We start from the raw sequence: 4,191 nt of genomic DNA on the forward strand, positions 1-4,191 counted from the left end.
GTTTTAGCCATCGCTTCTCATATCAACTTTTCTTGGTGCAAGATGTGAGTTAAACAAGAAGTTCATGCCAACCATAATGAGGCTCATAACAGTGCAATTCGACGTAAATGCAGTGCTTATAGAAGAAGACAAAATTTATATGCTAAAAAGGTTGAAGGATTAAATCGAGCCATTACCATTCAAAGATTAATACATAATTGGGTTAGACCACATTTTAGCCTTGGAAGAAATATTACTCCTGCTATGGAAATTGGGTATATCAAAAGACCAATTTTGATGGAAGAAATGCTCAATTGGCGAAGTTGGGAAGACAACACATCTTAATTGACCAGTGCCCATTTTACTCCAGCGATGAAAATGGGACTAACTTCTACTCCATTAGAATGGCGAGATTTAATTGTTGTCCCGATCGTCCCTAATGCCCATGAATTCCTTAACTCCACTGTTTTGTAGGGACTACTCTGTTCATAATATATGACTTTTTCCTCCTGATCAAAGGCATTGAGCCAGACTTGTTTCATAAAAGTGTTAGATTATTGGCATAAATCAGAAACAATACTTACACAAAAGTTCAATGAATAACGCTAAGAGTTATTTTATATTAGTGAAAGAAAAGCACTTAAGCAATACAAAATGATGGTTTGCATCAACGTTGAGGTACTTCTAATGAATACAACTTGCTCATCTGCACAAAAACCCAAGATCGTGATTGTAGATGATCATCCCTTAATCTTAGGGGGAACATTTAACATTTTAAAACAACATTATCCAGGAGCAGAACTCTTAACAGCAAATACAGCAGAAGAATTTTTAGATAAAGTTAAAACAATCGATCCAGACTTAGTGGTTATCGATCTCTCAATTCCTGAAAAACCTGGGATGACGGCCCAAATTGAGGCAGGAATTCAATTGGTTCAACAGTTGATGAAAGACTATCCTCAACTTAATTTAATGGTACAAAGTAGTTATGTTAAAGCTTTAACCCGAATTAAACACGAAATTGATAGTCATCAAGGAGGATTTACCCTTGCAGATAAAGGACTTTCAACCCAAGATATGCTAACTCGGATGAACTGGTCATTACAAGGTCTTACTCAGACAAAAGACCTCAAAATCCAATTAGAAATCAAATCAGAATGGTTAGAGGTACTTACTCTTGCGTTTGAGCAAGGATTGACTGATAAAATGATAGCAAAGGAGATGAATGTCGCTGAACGAACGGTTCGTCATTACTGGACAAAAATTCAAGATGTTTTAGATATTTATCCTGAAGATAGTAAAAAAGAAGGAAAAAATCTGCGGGTGCAAACGGAAATTAGAGCCAGGGAAGAGGGCTTGATTGATTGATTTATAATGAAAATAAATGCTAAAATCAATTTATAATAAATGGAAAAAAATTAGGGATCAAGATAAATTCAGTCCCTCGATGAGTTTGGGTTTTCTTATGATTTCCTTAGTAATAATTATGCGTTTAATAGGAGGATTTCAATACTGGGAATGGTTGACATTTGATTTATTGTTACGTTTACGCCCTTCTGAGTCCACGGATGAAAGAATTATTATTATTGGAATTACAGAAGAGGATATAAAAAAAGCAGGAACATATCCTTTATCGGATCAACAAATTGCAGAACTTATAAAAAAATTACAGCAATATAAGCCCAGAGCAATTGGATTAGATATTGTCAGAGATATTTCTGTGGAACCAGGCCATCAAAACTTAGTTAAAATATTTGAAAACAGTAAGAATTTAATTGGAGTCGAAAAAATCTTATCTCCTACTATTAGTAAACCTCCTAATCTATCTACAGATAAAATAGGATTTGTTGATATCTTAATCGATTTAGATGGAAGAACAAGACGAAGTTTATTAGGAAGTGTTAAACCCGAAAATTCTCAAGACTATGGTTTCTCTTTTTCGTTGAAATTGGCAGAGCTTTATCTAAGGAAAGATGGAATATTACTAGAAAATGGACTAAAAGATGCTCATGCTATGAGATTTAACTTAGTAGAAATTCCTCGTTTTTTTAGTCAAACAGGAGGCTATCAAAAAGCTGATAATTTTGGAGTGCAAATGCTACTTAATTTTCGGAATAACGTCAATCCTTTTCGTCGCTTGAGTCTTGATAATATTGAGCAAGGCAATGTAAATCCTGAGTGGTTAAAAGATAGGGTTATTATTATTGGAGTTACTTCTCCAAGTATTAAAGATTTTGTTAATACATCAGCCGTACAATCTAGTGAGTTACCTGGACAAATTTATGGAGTCGAATTCCACGGTCATGTTGTTAGTCAAATTATTAGTGCAGTGGAAGATCAACGGCCTTTGATAAAAAGTTGGAACGAAATTTTTGAATATTTATGGCTCACGGTATGGGGATTATTAGGTTTGATTATTAGTCGTTTTATTGCTTCTCCCAGAAAAGGTTTACTGACTATTCTTATTAGTAGCCTAAGTTTAGTTATAATTAGTTATTTATTCTTATTATATGGCTGGTGGATTCCTCTCATACCTTCTTTAGTTGTGTTAGGACTAAATGGTATTTTATTAGCTAGTTTTTTTCAATATCAAAGAAAAGTCAAAACAGAAATAGAAACTCGTCAATTAACGATTGAAAATGCTTTTACTAGCATTCATAATGGACCCTTACAAACTCTTTCCAATCTACTAAAAGGTGTAAGAGATAAAAATATACCAGAAGATAGTTTATTACAAGAATTAGAAACATTGAACCAAGAAATAAGAAGTGTAGGGGAATATCTTAAGTTAGATGGCCTTAGCAAAGAGGAAACATTGCGGTTAGTAAATGGAACTAAACTTGACTTAAATCATCCTCTTCACCAACTATTTTATCAAGTTTATACTGAAACTTTAACTCGTAATTTACCTAACTTGATCACTCTTAAAATTAAAGCACGTTCTTTTGAACCCATTGAAGACAAACATCTTAATTATCAACAAAAAAGAGAACTATGTCAGTTTTTAGAAGAAAGTTTATGTAATATCGGGAAACACGCTAATGGGGTCACTCGAATTAATGCAACCGGTCAAAATAAGGAGGATTTTTATCATTTAGTTATTAAAGATAATGGACTTAATCAGTTTTCAAATTATCAAGGGAGAGGAACCCAACAATGTCAAATATTAGCGAAAAATCTTGGGGGAGAATTTAAACGAGAATCTTTATCCCCAAAAGGAACATTATGTCAATTAAAATGGCCACTTAACCCTTCTTATTCTATTTCTAAAAAAATTAGACAAATACTTGAACAGATAAAGAATTTTAAATTAAAATCATAAGGCTAACATTTTTATATTCTCATTACTTACCTTTGTAACTAACGTTCTAAAACCTAAGAATATTATGCTAAAACAAATACTAACTTTAACTCTATTTATTAATACCTTTCTCTATTTTAACCTATTCAACATTCCTACTGCTCAAGCGGCCTATACTCCTCCACCTAATCAAAAAAAACCTCCGTCAAACGCTTCATTTGGTTCTGCAACCACAAGAGGTTGTGATGGAAATAGCTTATCTATTATTATAGCTTCTGGAAACAGGGTAGGACAAACAATATCAACTCATCCTACTTTTGTTTGGTTTATTGATGATAACCAACCCCGTCAAATGGAATTTATTGTTTATGAACATATTCAGGATAATCAATATAAAAAGGTTTATCAAACAACTAAGACAACTACTTCAGGAATTATGAGTTTTACTTTGCCTAATGAGGAAAATCCCTTAACACCCAATAAAATTTATGTTAGTCAAGTCACTATTTTCTGTGAACCTAATTCTCCTTCAACTGCTTTATCTGATCTCGTTTATTTTGAGGTTGTTAATGTTTCATCTACTCTCACTAATCAATTAGCAAATGTATCTAATTCTTTAGCAAAAGTCAATATTTATGCAGAATCTGGGTTATGGTTTGATGCGATGAAAGAAGCTATTAACTTATCACCATCAGGAGAATTAGGAGAAGTTGGGGTTAATTTATTACAAGAACTTATTCCCTACGAAAAAGAAACTATTAATGGCGATAGTGACTTATTAAGAATTGAACGGTTAGAACAATTTTTATTAAATAATTGAACTGCTCAATAGTTACGGAATTTATAACCAATTCCCGGTAGTGTTATTTAAGTAGTGAAAGTCAATCTAAGTTGATAGCATTTCCTCGTTA

Annotated in this window: 4 protein-coding genes and 1 pseudogene; 4 read left to right on the plus strand and 1 reads right to left on the minus strand. The window is 32.8% G+C overall.

Going from position 1 to position 4,191, the window contains the following annotated elements; translation table 11 throughout:
• Window positions 1-51: 51 nt before the first annotated feature.
• Window positions 52-324 (plus strand): annotated as a pseudogene (locus P9B04_RS15550) (IS1 family transposase); the annotation flags it as partial.
• On the opposite strand, the gene P9B04_RS15555 reads toward P9B04_RS15550, so the two are convergent.
• The gene (locus P9B04_RS15555) at window positions 321-521 is read right to left on the minus strand and encodes a hypothetical protein (RefSeq protein ID WP_342055901.1); all 201 of its coding nucleotides are present in this window, start codon (window positions 519-521) and stop codon (window positions 321-323) included. The pseudogene P9B04_RS15550 and the gene P9B04_RS15555 overlap by 4 nt on opposite strands.
• A gap of 145 nt (window positions 522-666) precedes the next feature.
• Between P9B04_RS15555 and P9B04_RS15560 the strand changes: the two genes are divergently transcribed.
• From P9B04_RS15560 to P9B04_RS15570, 3 genes are all read left to right on the plus strand, one after another.
• A complete protein-coding gene (locus P9B04_RS15560) occupies window positions 667-1,347 on the plus strand; it encodes a response regulator transcription factor (RefSeq protein WP_342055902.1) in 681 nt (226 codons plus the stop codon).
• Window positions 1,348-1,444: 97 nt separating this feature from the next.
• Window positions 1,445-3,301: a sensor histidine kinase gene (locus P9B04_RS15565; RefSeq protein WP_342055903.1), complete on the plus strand. Its 1,857-nt coding sequence runs from the start codon at window positions 1,445-1,447 to the stop codon at window positions 3,299-3,301.
• A 64-nt stretch (window positions 3,302-3,365) separates the two neighbouring features.
• The gene (locus P9B04_RS15570) at window positions 3,366-4,100 is read left to right on the plus strand and encodes a DUF928 domain-containing protein (RefSeq protein WP_342055904.1); all 735 of its coding nucleotides are present in this window, start codon (window positions 3,366-3,368) and stop codon (window positions 4,098-4,100) included.
• The last annotated feature ends 91 nt before the right edge of the window (window positions 4,101-4,191 follow it).

This window comes from Crocosphaera sp. Alani8, assembly GCF_038442745.1.
Classification (GTDB): domain Bacteria; phylum Cyanobacteriota; class Cyanobacteriia; order Cyanobacteriales; family Microcystaceae; genus Crocosphaera.